General features: G+C 37.4%; 14 protein-coding genes and 3 pseudogenes. 3 read left to right on the top strand and 14 right to left on the bottom strand.

Features of this window, described 5'->3' with window-relative positions:
• The first annotated feature begins 135 nt into the window (after positions 1 to 135).
• A pseudogene (locus OQJ86_RS24250) lies at positions 136 to 1,167 on the top strand (IS630 family transposase).
• A gap of 216 nt (positions 1,168 to 1,383) precedes the next feature.
• On the opposite strand, the gene OQJ86_RS24255 reads toward OQJ86_RS24250, so the two are convergent.
• The 12 genes and pseudogenes from OQJ86_RS24255 to OQJ86_RS24310 all read right to left on the bottom strand — a co-directional run bounded on the left by OQJ86_RS24255 (position 1,384) and on the right by OQJ86_RS24310 (position 14,478).
• Positions 1,384 to 2,280 (bottom strand): sugar transferase, encoded by an 897-nt coding sequence (locus OQJ86_RS24255; protein WP_265991647.1) that lies wholly within the window; start codon positions 2,278 to 2,280, stop codon positions 1,384 to 1,386.
• Between the two features lie 117 nt (positions 2,281 to 2,397).
• A pseudogene (locus OQJ86_RS24260) lies at positions 2,398 to 3,811 on the bottom strand (IS1182 family transposase).
• Between the two features lie 104 nt (positions 3,812 to 3,915).
• Complete coding sequence (galU, locus tag OQJ86_RS24265) at positions 3,916 to 4,788, bottom strand: UTP--glucose-1-phosphate uridylyltransferase GalU (protein WP_265991649.1); 873 nt, start codon at positions 4,786 to 4,788, stop codon at positions 3,916 to 3,918.
• A complete protein-coding gene (locus tag OQJ86_RS24270) occupies positions 4,789 to 5,613 on the bottom strand; it encodes a glycosyltransferase (RefSeq protein WP_265991651.1) in 825 nt (274 codons plus the stop codon).
• Positions 5,610 to 6,446 (bottom strand): beta-1,6-N-acetylglucosaminyltransferase, encoded by an 837-nt coding sequence (locus OQJ86_RS24275; protein WP_265991653.1) that lies wholly within the window; start codon positions 6,444 to 6,446, stop codon positions 5,610 to 5,612. Before OQJ86_RS24275 ends, OQJ86_RS24270 begins: the two co-directional genes overlap by 4 nt.
• Complete coding sequence (locus OQJ86_RS24280) at positions 6,443 to 7,456, bottom strand: glycosyltransferase (protein WP_265991655.1); 1,014 nt, start codon at positions 7,454 to 7,456, stop codon at positions 6,443 to 6,445. Before OQJ86_RS24280 ends, OQJ86_RS24275 begins: the two co-directional genes overlap by 4 nt.
• Positions 7,456 to 8,370, bottom strand: a complete 915-nt coding sequence (locus OQJ86_RS24285; RefSeq protein WP_265991656.1) for an EpsG family protein — start codon at positions 8,368 to 8,370, stop codon at positions 7,456 to 7,458. The genes OQJ86_RS24280 and OQJ86_RS24285 overlap by 1 nt, the downstream gene beginning before the upstream one ends.
• A gap of 49 nt (positions 8,371 to 8,419) precedes the next feature.
• Positions 8,420 to 9,346, bottom strand: a complete 927-nt coding sequence (locus OQJ86_RS24290; protein ID WP_265991657.1) for a polysaccharide pyruvyl transferase family protein — start codon at positions 9,344 to 9,346, stop codon at positions 8,420 to 8,422.
• Between the two features lie 11 nt (positions 9,347 to 9,357).
• Complete coding sequence (locus OQJ86_RS24295) at positions 9,358 to 10,563, bottom strand: oligosaccharide flippase family protein (protein WP_265991659.1); 1,206 nt, start codon at positions 10,561 to 10,563, stop codon at positions 9,358 to 9,360.
• On the bottom strand, positions 10,560 to 12,644 hold the full coding sequence (locus OQJ86_RS24300; protein WP_265991661.1) for a polysaccharide biosynthesis tyrosine autokinase: 2,085 nt from the start codon (positions 12,642 to 12,644) through the stop codon (positions 10,560 to 10,562). The genes OQJ86_RS24295 and OQJ86_RS24300 overlap by 4 nt, the downstream gene beginning before the upstream one ends.
• A gap of 272 nt (positions 12,645 to 12,916) precedes the next feature.
• Entirely contained in the window at positions 12,917 to 13,363 is a 447-nt protein-coding gene (locus tag OQJ86_RS24305; RefSeq protein ID WP_265991663.1) for a low molecular weight protein-tyrosine-phosphatase, read from the bottom strand.
• 5 nt (positions 13,364 to 13,368) lie between these two features.
• The gene (locus OQJ86_RS24310) at positions 13,369 to 14,478 is read right to left on the bottom strand and encodes a polysaccharide export protein (protein ID WP_265991664.1); all 1,110 of its coding nucleotides are present in this window, start codon (positions 14,476 to 14,478) and stop codon (positions 13,369 to 13,371) included.
• Positions 14,479 to 14,506: 28 nt separating this feature from the next.
• On the opposite strand from OQJ86_RS24310, the pseudogene OQJ86_RS24315 reads away from it, so the two are divergent.
• Positions 14,507 to 14,656 (top strand): annotated as a pseudogene (locus tag OQJ86_RS24315) (IS630 family transposase); the annotation flags it as partial.
• A gap of 54 nt (positions 14,657 to 14,710) precedes the next feature.
• Here the strand turns inward: OQJ86_RS24315 and OQJ86_RS24320 are convergent.
• Positions 14,711 to 15,673, bottom strand: coding sequence for an AraC family transcriptional regulator (locus OQJ86_RS24320; protein WP_265991666.1), 963 nt, complete (start codon positions 15,671 to 15,673; stop codon positions 14,711 to 14,713).
• Positions 15,674 to 15,790: 117 nt separating this feature from the next.
• On the opposite strand from OQJ86_RS24320, the gene OQJ86_RS24325 reads away from it, so the two are divergent.
• Positions 15,791 to 16,183 carry a hypothetical protein gene (locus OQJ86_RS24325; RefSeq protein WP_265991668.1) on the top strand — a complete coding sequence of 131 codons (393 nt, stop codon included), beginning with the start codon at positions 15,791 to 15,793 and terminating at the stop codon, positions 16,181 to 16,183.
• A 222-nt stretch (positions 16,184 to 16,405) separates the two neighbouring features.
• Here the strand turns inward: OQJ86_RS24325 and OQJ86_RS24330 are convergent, their stop codons facing one another.
• Positions 16,406 to 17,539, bottom strand: a complete 1,134-nt coding sequence (locus OQJ86_RS24330) for an EAL domain-containing protein (RefSeq protein ID WP_265991671.1) — start codon at positions 17,537 to 17,539, stop codon at positions 16,406 to 16,408.
• Between the last annotated feature and the right edge of the window lie 902 nt (positions 17,540 to 18,441).

Consider the following 18,441-nt stretch of genomic DNA (forward strand, 5'->3'; position numbering starts at 1 on the left):
GTTAGTTGTTTTGTAACGAGGTTTAGGCATGAGGCTACGACGATTGATGGGTGTAGCCGATCAGATCGTAGCTTCTATACCCGTGATCATTGAAGATGCTTGATTTTCGATAGAATCAGGATCATGCTACGAACCATGAAAATTACACTGACTCCTCAACAGAAACTGCAACTCGAACAAAAGCACGACATTGAACGTGATAGTCGAGTTTGCGACCGTATTAAGGCTGTTTTGCTGGCTTCTGAAGGCTGGAGTTAGACTATGATTTCACAAGCTCTTCGTATTCATGAATCGACCGTTGCACGCCACCTCAGTGACTATGTACTTTCTGAAAAACTTAAGCCTGAAAATGGCGGAAGCCAAAGCAAGCTTTCTGCTATTCAAACCATGGACCTAATCGAGCATTTGACTGAGGAAACCTATTCTCATACTCATCAAATTGTCGCCTACGTAAAAGAGACATTTGGACTTGATTATACTGTCTCTGGTATGAACAAATGGCTTCACCACAATGGCTTTAGCTATAAGCAACCGAAAGGCGTACCACACAAGTTTGATGAAGCAAAACAGCAAGCATTTATAGAGGCTTATGAAGCGTTAAAGGCAAGCTGTGGCAAGGATAAATCGATAGTTTTTATCGACGCTGTTCACCCAACCTTATCAACAAAAATATCTCATGGTTGGATACGTACTGGTCAGGATAAAGTGATTGAAACAACGGGCAATCGTAGCCGATTGAACATTATTGGCGCACTGAACTTGTCAGATATTAGGGCTACTATTGTTCATGATTATGAGAGCATTAACCGTGAAACGATTGTTCGCTTTTTTTGTAAGTTAAGAGAGAGTTATCCGTTAGTTCATAAGCTTCATATCATCTTAGATGGAGCGGGATATCACCGCAGTGACTTAGTCAGAGATGCGGCGTTTGTCTTGAATATTGAACTGCATTATCTTCCACCTTACAGCCCAAACCTCAACCCAATAGAGCGGCTATGGAAAGTAATGAATGAGAAGTCGAGGAACAACGTTTATTTCAAAAGAAAACGGGACTTCAAGGCGGCAATAGACCAATTTTTTGCTGTGACTCTTCCAGAGATCGCAGGCTCTTTGACATCTCGAATTAATGATAATTTTCAGGTTCTCAAGCCTGCATCTTCAAGTTGATTCGGTATAGATGAGAATTCGGATTTTTTCTTAGTCATGCAGTTAGCATGAACGCTAGGAATGATCACTTAATAAGTAAAGTGGGCTCCAGTGCGAATGGCCACTTTTTTTGTGTCAATGCGTTGCTGGTGAACGGTTGCCGATCTTTATCTCTCATAATTTTAGCTTGCTTGTCGCATTCTTCTAAATGGTTAAGCAAGCGTTTAAGCAGTTTAATCATTGCCCCATACCGAACAGAACAACTTTAACTGTCTTAGCTAGGACTTTAAGATCCATCATTAACGATTGGTGCTTGATGTAATGCACATCGTATTTGTGCTTCCATTTCGCATCTTCTAGCGATTCACCGTAAGGGTAGGATACTTGCGCTAATCCCGTTAGACCAACGTGTGCAGCGTGACGGAAACGATAGTAAGGGATGACTTTCTCTAAGTCCTTAATGAACACCTCACGTTCTGGACGTGCGCCAACCATGGACATTTCACCTTTAAGAACGTTGATAAGTTGCGGTAGCTCATCAATTCGAGTCTTGCGAATAAACTTACCTACACGTGTTACTCGCATATCGTTTTTACTCGCCCATTGTGCACCGTTCTTTTCTGCATCAATTCCCATAGAACGGAACTTGATAACCTTAAACGGTTGGTTGTAGCGTCCGACACGTTCCTGTTTAAAGAACACATCCCCCTCTGATTCTAACTTGATTGCGACTGCTGTGATTAAACCAACAGGGATCGCAATCGGTGCGAGTAAGGCAACCATGAACAAATCTAACATTCGTTTCGGTAGTTCGTGATGCATCTTGCGAAGAATTGAAAACGACTTGTGTTGCAGGAAGTAATCAGGGTGAAGCAATTCAAGTTCAACGAAACCTAGCTTTTTAGAAAGGTATTCCGAAAGTGGTTCAACGTGTGCTCCATACTTTGTCGCTTTGATTAACAGGTTATGCGTTTCATTGTCTAGCTGTGAACTCATGAAATGAATAATCTTTCGACCTTTGAACCCCTCGATATTAGTATCGTTTAGGGTGTAATTGAATTGATGTTTCTCTAAGATTTCTTTTACTAACTGTTCGTATTCAAGTGAACAGTAGACGTTTAGAGTGTTTTTCATATTGAAATGCTCAAAAAGAAAGGAACCGAAAGGTTCCTCAGATTGATAACGAACCCCACTTTTGAAACTGGGATTCTTTTTTATAAGCGGCCGTAGGCCGCGATCGCGATATTTTCGCTATGCCAGATTTAAGATCACCCAACCCTTAAACAAGTAGTTAGAGACTAATATTTGCCGTATCTGTATCAGATCTAACTTCATTTTTAGAAGATAACTCACCACTAGAGCTACCTTCTTAATATTTTGAGCGGCGGCTGCAAGCCAGCACTGCATTTGCACGTTTTCAGACCACGGAACCGAGCATAACGGTGCCCGTGGTGTTGTTTCGCATCAGCGAAGCTTCGTTCCACGGTTTCACTTCTCCGCCTGTAAGTCTTCCGACCATAAGTTGAGAGCCGCATTTGGTTGGCTCTATCTACCGCATCTGTATAGATGTGTCGAGTGATGACCTTCCTCATATTTTTGCTTTGGGTACAGCTCTATCGCAATGGGCAAAGCGCGACTCTTTCGGGTCTGAGTGATACTCTCTATAGGCGTCTCTTAAAGTCGTCTTGTAGATTAACTCTTGTCCATTTGGGCATCGGTAAGTGTCAGTCACTTTGTTGTAGATAAAGTGTTTTTTCTTGAGGGTATTCTTTGTGCGAGAGCGTCTTCGGTAGCCTAAGACGCCTAAGACGCTCTAATGATTCTGCCACTGGTGCCGTAAAGTAGCCTGCATCTAGCCTTACTGCTATTGGAGCTCTAACGTATAATCCAATCGTTCAACATACGGTTGAGAGTCATTGATATTACCTGCGGTAGCATGGGTATCAACGATAATCCCATGCCGTCCATCGACTGTACGATGGTCAAGGTAGAAGAAGCCTTGCGGCTTCTTATCGCGAGTCATAAAACCACTTTCTGAATCTGTAGTGCTAACCTTTGTATTCTTGGTTTTAGGCTCAGACTCTCGTGCTTTAAGTGGCTTCTTTCCTTCTTTTTCTCGGTCTAATGCGACGTCTTCATCAAGCATCTCAAGGTAAGCACTAGCACGAACCTCTCTGACTTCATTGATGTATTTGTTCTTATTGGCATTTGCCTTTAGGTGAGTACTATCGGTAAATAATTGTTGCCCAGCGACTAAGCCTTTCGCCATAGCCTGCTCTACGATGTTGATGAAAATACGTTCGAATACGTTTGTGCCATTGAAGCGACGAATGCGGTTTTGACTCAGTGTCGAGGCATGAATAACCTTCTCAGTTAAGGACATTCGTAAGAACCAGCGATATGCGACGTTCACTTCAATTTCTTTCACGAGCTATCGCTCACTTTTTATGCCGAAGAGGTAACCGAGAAGAATGATTTTGAAGAGTCGAACAGGGTCAATAGATGGGCGACCATTGTCTTTACAATAGAGTTGAGCAACTTCATTACGGATAAATTCGAAGTCGATGGCTTTATCAATCTTGCGAACTAAATGGTCTTTAGGAACTAACTGTTCCATCGTTACTATTTCAATTTCGTATTGTTGGGGAGAAGGTTCTTGAAGCATATCGGTGCATCCATATTTCGATACCCCTATTAGCTCAAAGGTCTAGCCTGATGGCTAGACCTTTGTCAGCAGTCTGATGAACCGAAAGGTTCCTATTTTTAAAGTTATTGTTGGTTTAAAAACGTTTTGAAATCGGAACCGATTGAATGGTGACGAAGTGCGTATTTAAAGAACGCTTTTGCATATCCTAGCTTGTCACCACAATCATGCGATTCACCAGTTAGATGAAACGCTTCTACTGGTTCTAGATCGATAAGTGCGTCGATAGCATCAGATAATTGAATTTCACCACCTGCACCAACTGGTGTATTTTCTAATAGATCCCAAATGTAACGAGATAGAACGTAACGACCAACAACTGCAAAGTTAGACGGTGCTAAATGCTGTTGCGGTTTCTCTACGATTCCACAAATAGCCACATCAGATTTTGCTCGCTCCGTTTTACAGAAATCAATTATTCCGTATTTGCTAACGTCTTCAACTGAAACAGGTTCAACCAAGATTTGAGAAGCTTTCGTTTTGTCAAATTGCTTAATCATACCTGCTAGGTTTTGTGTGGTTAAATCTGATTCATACTCATCTAAAATCACATCAGGAAGCACCACGACAAAATCATCATCACCGATCATTGGTTTGGCACACAATACAGCATGACCTAAACCTAAGGCTTTACCTTGTCGAACGTGCATGATCGTTACATCGGGTGGACAGATAGAACGGATTTCGTCTAACTGTTGACGCTTAACACGCTTCTCTAGTTCGCTTTCTAGTTCATAGGACGTATCAAAGTGGTTTTCGATAGCGTTCTTTGATGAATGGGTAACAAGAACGATTTCTTTGATACCTGCTGCCACACATTCGTTAACGATGTACTGGATTAGTGGTTTATCCACTAAAGGTAACATCTCTTTAGGAATCGCTTTTGTTGCAGGTAACATACGTGTGCCTAAACCTGCTACTGGAATTACTGCTTTCATTTATGCTGTTACTGCTTCTTTGTTAGTTCTTGTCTTTTTGTAGACTAATGATAGTGCGCTTTCAGGTAGTAATCTTAAACCAGCACGAACTGTGAAAAACGCTACCGTTGATGGTTTACGACAAACCCCTAGTTTCAAAATCTTACTTAAGATCTGAAACTCTGATGTTGCATACTTAGCACCACGACGACGTTCAAGCATACCGTTACCAACACGGGCATAAACTAGAACCTCATCGATGTTAATAAGTTTCTTGTTCGCAGCATGTAAGCGCAACCACAAATAATAGTCTTCCATAAAGTGTAAATGTTGGTATCCACCGACATCTAAAACACATTGCTTTTTAAACATAACCGTCATGTGATTGAATGGGTTTTGTCGGTTGATTCGCATTACGCTAGAACTACCGATTTTAACCGTTCTGTAACCAGTTACCGTTTCAGGGGTGAAATTGAATTCCGCAATGTGACCACCGCATAGACTTACATCAGGATTTTGTTTGAAGAAATCTAGTTGCTTTTCAAAACGGGTAGGGTGGTTGATGTCGTCTGTATCGAATCGTGCCACGTAATCACACGAACAGTGTTGTAGACCGATGTTTAACGCTTTACCTAGTCCCTGATTTGTTTCTAGATTCACGTCAACGATGTTTATTTTATCACGCCAATTATCAAGAACTCGATAAAGACTTTCGTTTAGTAAACCGTCATGAACTAAAACTATTTCTTTCGGTTTTACTGTTTGACGATAAATGCTTTCCATCGCCAACGATAAGAACCCTGCATCTTCCTTGTGGTACAGGGACATTAGAACTGATAGATTCATTTTAGTTCCAAATATCTCAACATGGTTTCTTCGTCAACTTTACGTGCGAAGAAATTAAAACCATTTCTTGCTAAAACTAATTCGTCAACGTTCATGTACTTAGGACTTGAACTGTTATCGAAATCTATGTAATGCAGATTAAACTTTCTATATTCTTTTTCTGGAATATACCATTTAAACAACATTTGAAAGAAATGTTCATCAGGGCACGATGTGTACTTGAATTTATCAATCAAATTTTTGTTTGTTTTTGACATAAGCAGTTCAACATGATCCTTTCTAAGAATAAACCATTGAGAACCTAGATAAATTTCTTCCAAAGTAAAATTATCACGGAAAATACCTAACATACGTTGAACTTTTGATAAACCGCTATCGATAAATCTCGTTATTTTGTTCCGTGAATACTTTGTGTCACGAAAAATGTTGTATGTCGCCATTCGCCACTTGTAGATTTCATTATCATTATTGAACTCTATGAACGATTTGTTCTCTAAACTTATAAAGTCTTTAAACGTGTTTACTTTAAGTGGGATGTCCTCTCCGCTTAATAGGCAACAATAATCAAAATCAAAATTTCGAACCGCTTCATTCATCATTGTTAAAGTTGCTTTTATTTGGGAAAGACCTGACCAGTTAACATCAATCGATTTTTTTACGATACAAACTCGTTTTGAATTTAAAAACGTGGTACATAAGTCACGCTTTAGCTGTTTCGATTTTTTGTCAATGTGGATAATAAACACGTCATCATTATCAATAGTAAGTGAATTGACTAAATTTACTATTTGGTCATGATTTTTATGACATTGTATCAAATAAGCTATTTTCATTTGTATTTCTCGTAGTTTGCATCATGTTTGCCTACGACTGATTTCCACAGTAACTCTTTGGAAACAACTTCACCTATGCGACATTGAATAGATGAATAGTTTTCATCGTTAATTACCACCGCCTTTTTAATCATTTCTGCGATTGAATCTACTGATAGATCACATACAAAACCAACACCATAACGATTTACGATGTCGGAAAGATTTGTTTGTTTCGTGATTAGCAAAGGTGTATCACACGCAAGCGATTCTAATGCAGTAAGGGGCAACCCTTCGTATCTGGATGTCAGAATGTAGAACATAGATTCACCGAGAAAACGATTTTTTTCGTTCTGGCACGTGATTTCATTATTAATAATGACGATATCAGAAATTTCTTTTTCTGCTACGAAATTAATCATGGATAGATAATCGTGTTCAAACTCTCTAACCCCATGCATGACAATTTTAAATCCACTATTTCTAAGTTCATTAGAGCATACATCTATTGATTGAAGTAGGAGGTCGATCCCTTTATGGGTTAGGTCATAACGTGACAGGAACGAAATGTATCGATCCTTCTTAAACGTTTCGTTGACATAGTTAATACCATTACCAACAATCTCTGAAGTTGTTTGATGTTTGATACTATTCTCAATTTCCTCTTTATTAAGGAAATTGATATAAGCTGAATTTTTAACACAGACATTTAATAAAAGATTAAAAATCTTCTTTTTCAGCTTAGACTTTTTCTGAGACTCTTTCGTGAAACTAGAGTGTGGGAAAACGCTATAACTCACGTTGAACATTTTCAACGCTGTCATGATAATCAGTGATTTTGGATTATATACGGTATGAATCACAGCGAAATCGAACTTAGATATGTTAGATAGTAAGTCTAACAAATTATCACTTTTCGTTAGACTGAATATTTCGTGTTCGTGATCGCTGTGTTTTATTATGTTATCAATAACAACATCAACTCCGTTTTTTGAATCGCCGTTGTAGTTAACTACATGAAGAACTCTCATTAATAAAAATCCATTGATGATATCATAAAAATTGCTTTAGATGTCATTAAAATTGTAGGTAATAGTTTTAAAATAACATTCTCGTTTGATTGAATCAACCTATAAGCTATAAACGGTTCGATCATAAAAAATAACAGTAATAATCTACCCGATAGCACAGCTATAGATGATGTTGCCAATATAGAAGTAATTAACAGCATTGAGAATAATAATAACTTATCAAACTCAACATTGTTTCTCTGTGTTATTACCAATAAAGCCAACCAGTAAACAAGAACATAAATTATTGATGATAATGACTTTGCACTTGTAAACTCGCTATCGGGTGTAAAATACGAAAATCGTGTGTTTTCTATCATCGTGAAAATGTTAAAACTCAATAATAAAACAACAAAAGATAATACAATGATAGAGAATAACAGTTTTATCCTATTACCTTTTAAGTATTCTGTTATCTTTTTTGTCAAACCACCGTACAATAGAGATGGTATAGCTATACCATAATGAAGAATCGAAGCTGTTATTAATAGTTTTGTTGGTTTATTGTTCTCATTCAACGCCAGCAAAAATACTAGACTAGCGATTGCATATCTAATCTGAGTACCGTACAAGAACTGACTCATTAGTATTAAGTTTGGTATTGCTAGTATAAGAACTGGAACTTTATTATAAACAAAAAATAAGAGAACAAGTTCTATAACAATTAAGGCATACCAATGAGAATCAAATCCCATTGCTAAAAAATCACGCATGGTAACTGACAATACGGTATAGCCTAAGTCAAATCTGTCAATGTGATTTATGTAATTTAGATAGTAGTTATAATAATCTGGATTCTTGTCAAATGGATATTCGATAAGAAAGAACAATGGGGCAATAACTAAAATTCTAACTATTATTGATAGGTAATTCATAAAACTCTTATGAAAATTAAGCTGGTGTTTTATCACCTGCTTACTTCATTTACGACAGTACGATTAAATCAATGTCAGAAATCCACGCTTTGTAATAGGACGTGTTCTTTCCGTATGAATTGTCATCCAGTAGAACACGTTTACCTAGTAACACAGCAAGGATTAGACCGTGCAAGCGATCAGTCTTTACGACATCATGAACGTAGAAGTGGTTTATCGAACGAAACACCACATCATCCATGTGATTTAGCCATAACTCCATAGACTTGTTTACAAGTGGAGTTAGGTTTCCAAATCGACACGCATAACGAGTAGCTAGGTCACTTTGCGTGATAATTTGTTCCCAATCGAAACTCTTTTTATCAACGTGGAACTTTTTTTCTTGTGGTGATTCGTCGTCATTTCGAACTAGGTTAAGGATGCGAACACCATTTGTAGTTAGTTCTGATGAATCAACCAGTGGGTGTAGACTGTGTGCCATATCTGGCATCATTTTTACATTATGCGTAAATTGTTTTGCGATTTCTTTTGAATTCTCATCACGCACAAAGAAATGGAAATCTTTGTGTTGGTTAAAAATGTTTGCAGACTTGTTTTCACGATCTTTTGAATTGAAGTGAATAGTTTGTGGTAAACAGATTATTGTCTTGTCTTTGTATTTTGATACAATTTTTTCTCGCATGTTTTGGAATGCAGGATAGATGTCACCAAAATTACCACCACCTTGAAACAAGATAACATCAGCTTCTTTTATTTTTTTGTGTCGTAGTTTATAACAATCGCTTCTGTGAATCACGTTAATATTGTGTTCTTTAAAAAACTGTTCAGTACCTTTGAAAATTAGAAGATCGCCCACGTTGTAGTACATAGGTACATCTAGGAATGCAACACTTCTTCCATTTATTAATTTTGCAATTTCTGAATGCATTAACTTAAGCGAATTTAATGCACTATACCATTTTTCCGAATTTGGCATTGATAATCTCTTTATTTGTTTTTAATGAAAATTAAAACTCTATATGAAGTTGATGCAATAGAACTTACACAGAACGAAATTGAAAAATTTAATGACGTGACGTTATTGGTGTATATTAGTACACCAACTATGATAACGTGAATCAAACCACCGACCATAACGCTTATGTTTGCGTGTCTCTCTTTACCTAATGGCATTAGAGCAGGATATCCAAACAGAACACCAACAACACTAATCGCTAATGAAATCAGCATCACGTCTAACGTCGGTTTAGCTGATACAAGTTCTTGACCAAATATGATCCGTAAAACATCATCACCAAAAACAAAACCGAACGATACCCCCAACACTGAAACCGACAAACAAACAAAGACTATCTTGTAAAACATTGCATAGTTTTTCGTTCGGTTCATGTATGGAATCAGTGGTGAAGTTATTGGGTTAAATACCCCCATTCCTGCACCGTAAAGTTTTTCAGCAGAACTATACAAAGCAACTTGGGTTAGTGTGCCGAATGAACCTAGAAAAACCGTAGAGCTAGAAATTAACATTGACGCACCGACACGGGAAAGGAAGAACTCAAAACTATTCTTTCCGAGTTCTATAACATTATTGAATGCTGTTCTGACAGGTTTTATACCCCACTGATTACAGATAATGTAATAAGACACTACACACGTTCCTAGTGCGGTTAATGCCATGATTGCGGAATATAAAAAGTAATCGCTAGGTTCTTTGATTAAGACAAAAACCAGAACTAACGAAATCACACGAAAAGTAATTGCTATTCTTGCAAATACATAACTTTTTTCTAATGATTGGAAAATCCAATACGGTGCTATCCCGTTTATAACAATACTAAAAAAAATAAACAAAGAAAACGTTTCGTAATTCTTTAGTTCAGAGTTAAACGCTACGATCGTGATAACCGTCAACGAGATAAAAAGCAATAACGATTTTAAAACCAACGATTGATAGAGATAAGATCCTAACTTTCGTTTAGTTCGTTTTCTTTCTGAAATCTCTTTAGTTAACGAGATGTCGAACCCGTAATCTGTGATTACCTGAACTAACATCGTTGCAGATAATCCAAACATTACTAAACCGAATAATTCAGTACCTAACGTTCTGGTCAAATAGGGGAACTGTAGAAGCGGTAAAACGTAGTTAAAGATTTGAGCTGTTGCCAACCCTACGACGTTTTTCTTTAAACTCACTTCGATTCATACCCGTAGTTGTATTCGTACCCGTAACCAGAAGCACGTTTAACCATTCCGTTTAGCACGAAACCTTTGATGTTACCCCCGTTCTGTTCGAAACGTTCTTTCGCTGCTTCAACCTCTTTTAACGTCGTCTGTTCAAAACGTCCAACCATTAACGAAGTTCCACACAAAGCACCAACTAAACACGGATCAGTAACCGCTAGAATAGGTGGCGTATCGATAATCACGTAATCGTAGTTATCAGACACTAAACCGACTAATTCAGCGAAACGAGGGTGCATTAACAGTTCACTAGGGTTCGGGGGAGTCGTGCCACGGGTAACAACATGGAACGTTTCATTTACTCGTTGAATGCCGTCTTCGATTTCCCAATCTTCACTAGAAAGAAGATCCGATAAACCGATCACGTTATCCAATCCGCAATACTTTTCGATAGTACCTCGGCGCATATCGCTATCAATCAAAAGAACCTTTTTACCAGATTCAGAAATCACTTTAGCAAGATTCGCAGATACAAAGCTTTTACCGACTCCAGGTGCAGAACCCGTGATCATGATTACGTTGTTTTTAGCGTCCATCAAAGCAAAGTGCAAAGCAGTTCGCAAACTTCGAATCGCTTCTACGCTAAGGTCAGCAAGGTTAGCACTGGCAATTAGGCGTTTATCTTTTACTTTATCAAGGGTCTTCTGTTCGTCTGTATGTGGAATCGTTGCGTAAACGGGTAAGGTGATTTGATTGAGTTCTTCAGGTGAAGTAATGCCCTTGTTCATGATAGAACGAACTAAAGCGATACCAGAACCAAACAAAAAACCGAACATAAGAGACGCTAAAGCAATCAAAGGTTTTTTAGGTTTAACCGCTTTATCAATTGCGCTTGCTTCATCGACTAAACGAACGTTGCCCGTCGTCGCTGCTTTCATTACGTGCAGTTCTTGGATCTTGTTCAGCATCGAAAGATAGATAGCTTGATTCGATTCAACGTCGCGGGTTAATCGCAGCACTTCACGTTGCGTCTTTGGTAGCTTGTGCACTTGCTTGTTCAAGCGGTCACGTTCTTCTAGAAGCGTATTGCGCTTTTCGATTAGTGCAGCATAAGACGGGTGATCTTTCGTAAAACGTTGACTGATTTCTGACTCTTTGAAAGTCAGTTCATTCAATTGTGCTTCGATACCTACCATGACTTCTAATGTTGATTTTGCTTCAAGACCTAAATCAACGGATTTATTCTTAACGCGAAAGCTGTTCAACTGGTTTTCTGAAACCGTTAGTTTCTCTTTTACGTGAGGTAGTTGTCCCTCTAAGAACGCTAAACTGTTAGCTGCTTCTTGAGCATTGCGATCAATGTTTTGCGTTATGTAGTTATCAGAGATACTAGCTAGAACATGTTCTAGGTGCGCTTTGTTGAGTCCAGTTACAGACAAAGAAAGCATACCCGTTTGTTTACCAAGTTCAGAAACAGAAAGTGATTGTTTCAATCGGTTGATTGCTTCACGTCGTGTAATTTTTGAAACGTTGAAAGTGCTATCTGCAGAAGCAGAATGAATTTTCATTGAAATGTCAGCATCATTATTCGAAGCAGTTTCACCAACTGCACCACCTAGAACCAACTGATCATATTCATCAAAGAGTGTAAACGTGTTGTGATCCACAACGAGCTTGTAGTTACCGATAGGTGCGATAAATTCAGAGATGTTAGCGATCTTAGTGTCACCGCTTAAACGGGCAACACCTGCACCGACGATAGGGAAGTAATCAGGGGTAACAACCGTTGTTAAATCTAAATCGTCAACCGTCGAACCCAACACCATACGAGATTTAAGTAACTCGATTTCAGTTGCGGAACGTCCTTCTTGTGCGAACATTTCCGACATATCACCAAGTGAAGCTAAACCGTTTGATTTCTCTTCTACCTGAATCAAAGCATCAGCTTTATAAATAGGTTGAGAAAGTACAGCATAACCAGTACCTAATGATACACAAAGCAAGGTACTAGCAGCGATCATTTTTTTACTATCCCGAATAATACCTAACAATTTACTAAGATCGATAATCTCAGGATTTTTTTGTGTGCTCATTACATTAACTCATGGTGATTAAAAACTAACCATTACGCTTTCCTTATTTCTATTGATGGAAAGCGTAACAGTTAATCGACTGGTTTATTATTCCAGTCAATTAAGCACCTTATAAAATTAAAGCTTTAAGCTTTAAATGGTTACTTTTTATTTCCAAATTGTTAAAGAGCGATATAATTTTTGAACACTCATCGAATATTCAAAATTAATAGGGTGGTTGTGTATCAATATTAAAGTTTAGGGATGAGCCTTGACGGATACACAGCCAAATTTTATTTGAGCTTTTCAGCCCATTTAGAGCACGACTGATCAATGATTTCGTAAACGTGTCTAAACATTTCATCACTTTTTTTATGTGGGTCGCTAATTGAATTAACTTGTTCAACCCAACGACTTAATAACATGGTTTTACCGTGTGCTTCAGGGCAAATATCGGTAAGTAATCCGATATGTTTCGGCTCCATCACCAAAAGTAAATCCGCGGTTAAACACATTTCTTTGGTTAACTGCTGTGCTTTGTGCTTAGTTAAATCAATGTCACGTTCACTTGCGATTTTTATGGCTGTTTCGTTCGCTGGGTTTTCACTTAGCCCCGAACTATCAACCATAATACCTGCAGATGAAATGTACTTTTCTGGTAACATCTTTTGTAAAACAGCTTCACCGTAAGGGGAACGACAGATATTGCCAACACAAACCACGACAATTTTATTAAACATTCAAATCACCAATTTCGAACTCGTAAAACACCTTCTGATAGTTCGTTGAACCCTGAAATCGTCGGAAGTAATTGACTGATCAAGCGGTTCCAACGTGTGATAGGTGCATCTGTGACATAAACGGTGTCATAAGGTTGCAGTTCAAATTCAGTACCAAGAACGAAACTTGAAGCATCACTCAAATCTAACTGGTAGATATCAGCAACAACGTTTTCAGTGGTGCTTTTACGAATAACAAAGATACCCGTAGAAGACGCTGAAAGTTCGTTAATGCCACCAACGGAACTCAATGCCTCTGTTAACGACAAACCTGCACGATCAATCTTGACCACATCTGGTTTCAACACTTCACCCATAACAAACACCTTTTGAGCGTCATCGCGTGGTACGTGAATAATGTCGTTGTCCTTTAAAAGGTGGTTCTGTGTAAGATCCCCGTTTTGCATCAGGGCGTATAAAGAAATGTGTGTTTCTTTACCGTCACGCGTTAATGTAACGTTTCGCCAGTCTGCGTCATCTTTTAGACCACCAGCCTTGTTGACGGCATCTAACACCGTTAAAGGGATATTCGTTATTGCTAAGTGGTTCGGGTTTTTAATTTCACCCGTCACGTAAACCTTTTGAGATCTGAATGATGCAACACTTACATCTACTTGCGGTTTTTCAATGTATTGTGCTAGTCGCACAGCGATCACGTCTCGAACTTCTGAAACGGTTTTACCGACTACTTGTACTTTGCCAATGTAAGGATAAAAAACGGTCCCATCTGAATGTACCCAATTACCAGAATCACTCGCTGAACGGTAAGAACCTGCTGGGGTAGTAAGCTCTGGATGGTCATATACGGTTACGTTTAAAATATCACCAACCCCAATTTTGTATTCATAATTAGCAATTTGTGTACGTAACGTTTGGCTAGTAGTTGAACTAACAACTGAGTTGTCATTAAATGAATTAACATTTTGAGGTGTTAAAGGGAATAAGTTATATTTCAATTCATTTTCATTATTTTTACTTTCAATAACGGTTTTGTTACTTGTTTCTAAATGGGAACCAGTAACAGAACAACCCGAAAGAATTGTTACCGCTATGAGGGACAAGGCAAGTTTATTCATTTTGTTACATAACTCTCAAATTTTAGATTCGAGGAACAACGTTTACTTCAAAAGAAAACGGGACTTCAAGGCGGCAATAGACCATTTTTTTGCAATGACTCTTCCGGAGATCGCAGGCTCTTTGATATCTCGAATTAATGATAATTTTCAGATTATCAAGCCAGCATCTTCAAGTTGATTCGGTATATATATTTAAATCTAAGATAGCCTTACGGGCACACACAACCACAAACTAAATGTAATTACTAACGCCAGAGAAGTGTTCGTTAGTTGTCTTTTTTATCTCCTTAGCCACAATTGTGGACTTCAGATCTTTCAGCGACATATTTAAATGTTTTTTTATCACTCGATTTGCTGCAGCTGTGTTTTTAAACCCTGAATCAGTGACCACTCTAGTTAGTGAAAATGTAGGCTGTTGCTTTAGCAAATTTTTTAGATGGCTTATCCTATAAGAGTTCACTAAATCTAAAAAGAATACGTTTTCAGACGATAGTATATATTGCAATTTACGCCGAGACATGAATACTTCTTTTGACAATGCATCAAGAGAAAAGTCTTCATCTAGGTAGTTCGCTTCTACTGCCTCAACAACACGCTGAAACTTCGTTTTCTCACTCATATCTCGATATTCAACCGCAACTAAGTTAGCTATTGCCGCCAACAAGAACTCGGGAGTAGATGATTTATTGATAGACAAAATCAAGTCACATATCAAATTATCATGAATGTTAGAGAAACCTCCCAACATAATTGCTGGTGCTTCTGCCGCATCGAAGAAATCCTCTCTTATTGCAACAATATGGTCTGCGTCAACTACTGGGATAGGACTAAATGAATCGTGATTAGCATTGTAAATAGTTAATTTCCTTGATTTATACTTCCCCCCCCCTACCTCACATTTTAATATGATGATTTTTTTACCACTAAGCACAGTAGCATCCTTGCCAATACCCCCTTTTACCCCAGTAGCATAAATTACTTTATCAAAAACGAGGGCACTGAAACTATTACTTCGTTCATGAAGATTGTCTAGCACTTTATTCATGTTTCGACGCTCTATTATGTTAAGGCTATACTTCTTATTACTTCTTCTATCAATTAAACCACACACACAAAAAAATAAATAGCCACTAAACCCAATATTGCACATAAGAATATAAAACTTGCGCAATATTGAAAAAATAAAAATCAACATAATTTAAGCCTTCACTACTGCACAAAAGTAAGGCATTCCTGCACAAAATAAGATGTCAATTCAGCAGGACTAATGTGACAATAAATACCAAGACAGTACTTTAGGAGATCAATAACCATGCTAATCGAAAGACTAATAGACTCAATTCATAGCCTCGCTTGCATTCGCTGCTTAAAGTCCGGAAAGGACTTATATTACAACCAAGCTTATGATGACGTTATTCAAAAAAACAAGAACAGAGGTACGTTGTCAGACACCATCTCAGATACAATTAACAAAAGCAAAGACATCGTTTCTAAGGCCAGCTTCACACTCTGCAAACACTTTGACGACACATTCAAAAATAACAACCTAAAAACGCTAGCCTCAGAAGAATTTCTTGGCTGTTCGAAATATTATAGCATTCGAACATTGATTAATTACAAAGATAGCGAAGCAATGCTTTTAATTATATCTAAAGATGAGCAACCATTTTCTCTAGATAATTACACAATTAATTACACTCTTTAATTACAATGAAACCCTCAAAATTAAATAAGAATTCTCAGAAAATGGCATAGAACAAAATTTCTTACGCAAAATCAATATCAATTCATTAGATAAAACATAAACCCTGTATGAAAGCAGGGTTTATGTTTTATATCACATTCTCCTCAGAGATAGGTGTTATATTCAACGCCAACATCACACGAAAACCATTTTCCTGCCGCACCGAGTTAACTTACTCCCACATCAGAAAACCAATTCTTTCAGCTGGTTCAAGTTCATTGGCATACTTAAAAAATACCCTTGATAATAGCTTACACCCAATTTTTTTATGTAGTTCAATGTTTCGAACTCTTCCACCCCTTCAGCAATCAAGTTCATCCCCAAAGAATTAGCCAACAGCATGCTTATCTTTAATATTTCTTGATTTTTATAGCTATTTCTAATATTATAAACAAACTTGCGGTCTAATTTTAATTCGGTAAAAGGTAAGGAAACTAGTTGGCTTAGGCTTGAATGACCTGTTCCAAAATCATCAATAGCTAAACCGATACCCGCAATACGAATTGCTACCACATTTGCTAGCGCTATTACCCCCCCATCAAAAGCCTCATCTTCTGTAAGCTCAAGAGTTAACCTTGAAGGCTCAAAGTTATAACATGAACATAAATTCAATAGTTCTTTACTTATCGGCTTTTGCAATGTTCTTTGATTTATATTTATAGATAGTTTTAAATCTTTGGGTAGATCTGAAAAGTCTCTTAAAGCCCTTTCTAAGCCCCCCCAAAACAATGAGTCCATATCGATAAGGTGAATGAAAACCGAAGGTGATATTAGACCATATACAGGATGCTCACACCTAGCAAGAGCCTCTACTGATATTGGCTTATCTACATCTTCGTAGTACTGAGGTTGATAATAATTTACTAGTTTACCTTCACTGATAGTTTTTAAGATAATCTCTGGATCCATTTCACTTTCAGTTGGTTCGTTTTTATTATAAAGTGCATACCCATCCTCTATATCATTTAGGATCGAAAAAATCTCAATATTGTCATGGCGCCCACCAAATCTGGAATATACTTTTTTGGCGCCTGAAGTTTTTAATAGCGTTATTACCAAAGAATCAACTTCACCGTTGCCACTGCTTGTATTAACAACAACCGTGGGAAAAGTATAATTGGGAATTTCAGTGATAAACATCACTCCATCCACGCCATAACTGCTACTATCAAAGAAAAAAACATCAATTTTTTCCCGACATAACAAAGTTTTAGCACCTTCAAGATCCTCAACGTAAATAACAACAATTCCGTCATTCGAACAACGTTCAAAGCACTTGCTTTCACATAGATGCTTATCTAAAACAACATACTTCATAATTTCACTTCTTGTAATCTACAATTATTTTTATCACAATCAATATCAAAGAGCATATAAATAAACATAGACTCACCCCGGAAAAAGATGAAAAGAATAATGATGTATTAAATTCCCCATAAAAACTCTCTTGCCAGACACCTGTGGTGAAACCATATAAAAAATTTAGATCCAAAATAAAGACATTTATGTATAGCAGTTTATATCTAATAAAAATTTTTGTCATAAAAACCTAATCAATACAACTTATCAATTAATGTGTTAATTTTGTTGAATAGAGCTTCAATCGCCTTTGTCATACCATACGCTCCTCTGACATTTTCAAGCTAGCCCAAGAAAAAAGAACCACCAACAAAGGTTGCGCAAAAAATACATCAAATAACGCAAACACTCAAAGTTGAAAGCAAATTTAATATTCGCTTTAGTTCTAAGGCTCGGCCGTTTGCGCAAATGGTGTTGTTTTTTGCATAAACTCACTACAAAACATCATTTCAGCCAGTTATCATTAGGATTCGACATTAAGCCTTTTGTGGTTTTTATTTTACCATTTTGGATGCTCAATAATTATTAAGCATCCTTTTTTTTCTTCTTTAAATATAACTATCGTTTGAGTTTAAAATGTATAGAATAAACCTTCACGGTCATCTTTTTCGTCGTATCAACCAATCTATAAAAACAAGTCACATTCTGTATATCGAAGCAGTAAACTCTGTGAAATATAACAAAAACATAACCAATCTTTAGATGTAATAAGGGTAGATCCCCTTTCGAAGAATTAAATATGTAAGAAGCTACTCTTCCATTTTCTTTCTTATTCCATCTTCTTGGCTTTGTTGCTTAATTCGGTTGGAAGACATGGCAGCCCAAAGTTGTTCAGTTATTAAGCAATATACTGAGTTTCA

Origin of the sequence: Vibrio sp. Sgm 5 (genome assembly GCF_026241575.1) — a bacterium.
GTDB classification, from domain to species: Bacteria; Pseudomonadota; Gammaproteobacteria; order Enterobacterales; family Vibrionaceae; genus Vibrio; species Vibrio jasicida.

Bases quoted from the DNA above. Each gene is read 5' to 3' on its own strand.
- OQJ86_RS24255 (WP_265991647.1), bottom strand. From the start codon at position 2,280: ATGAAAAACACTCTAAACGTCTACTGTTCACTTGAATACGAACAGTTA.
- galU (WP_265991649.1), bottom strand. From the start codon at position 4,788: ATGAAAGCAGTAATTCCAGTAGCAGGTTTAGGCACACGTATGTTACCT.
- OQJ86_RS24270 (WP_265991651.1), bottom strand. From the start codon at position 5,613: ATGAATCTATCAGTTCTAATGTCCCTGTACCACAAGGAAGATGCAGGG.
- OQJ86_RS24275 (WP_265991653.1), bottom strand. From the start codon at position 6,446: ATGAAAATAGCTTATTTGATACAATGTCATAAAAATCATGACCAAATA.
- OQJ86_RS24280 (WP_265991655.1), bottom strand. From the start codon at position 7,456: ATGAGAGTTCTTCATGTAGTTAACTACAACGGCGATTCAAAAAACGGA.
- OQJ86_RS24285 (WP_265991656.1), bottom strand. From the start codon at position 8,370: ATGAATTACCTATCAATAATAGTTAGAATTTTAGTTATTGCCCCATTG.
- OQJ86_RS24290 (WP_265991657.1), bottom strand. From the start codon at position 9,346: ATGCCAAATTCGGAAAAATGGTATAGTGCATTAAATTCGCTTAAGTTA.
- OQJ86_RS24300 (WP_265991661.1), bottom strand. From the start codon at position 12,644: ATGAGCACACAAAAAAATCCTGAGATTATCGATCTTAGTAAATTGTTA.
- OQJ86_RS24305 (WP_265991663.1), bottom strand. From the start codon at position 13,363: ATGTTTAATAAAATTGTCGTGGTTTGTGTTGGCAATATCTGTCGTTCC.
- OQJ86_RS24310 (WP_265991664.1), bottom strand. From the start codon at position 14,478: ATGAATAAACTTGCCTTGTCCCTCATAGCGGTAACAATTCTTTCGGGT.
- OQJ86_RS24320 (WP_265991666.1), bottom strand. From the start codon at position 15,673: ATGTTGATTTTTATTTTTTCAATATTGCGCAAGTTTTATATTCTTATG.
- OQJ86_RS24325 (WP_265991668.1), top strand. From the start codon at position 15,791: ATGCTAATCGAAAGACTAATAGACTCAATTCATAGCCTCGCTTGCATT.
- OQJ86_RS24330 (WP_265991671.1), bottom strand. From the start codon at position 17,539: ATGAAGTATGTTGTTTTAGATAAGCATCTATGTGAAAGCAAGTGCTTT.